General features: G+C 58.7%; 1 protein-coding gene. It reads right to left on the reverse strand.

The window, feature by feature from the left end; translation table 11 throughout:
* On the reverse strand, positions 1–152 hold a 152-nt coding region (locus tag AC0L2O_RS36825; RefSeq protein WP_473373208.1), incomplete at its 3' end, for an ATP-binding cassette domain-containing protein.
* Between the last annotated feature and the right edge of the window lie 119 nt (positions 153–271).

The following is a 271-nucleotide window of genomic DNA, read 5'->3' on the forward strand; positions in this document are numbered from 1 at the left end:
TGGCAGTTGAACACCGTGGTCTTGCCGGCACCGTTGGGGCCGATCAGCGCGACTACTTGTTTTTGCTTGACGGTCAGGGCGACGCCGTTGACCGCGAGCAGGCCGCCGAAGCGCATGCTCAGATTTTCGACTTTCAGGATCTCGCGGCTCATTTGCGCAGCTCCATGTGTGGACGTTGCATGGGCAGCAGGCCTTGAGGGCGCCAGATCATCATCAGCACCATCATGGCGCCGAACATCAACATGCGGTATTCGCTGAACTCACGCATCAT

The organism is Bradyrhizobium sp. Kon10 (assembly GCF_055807395.1).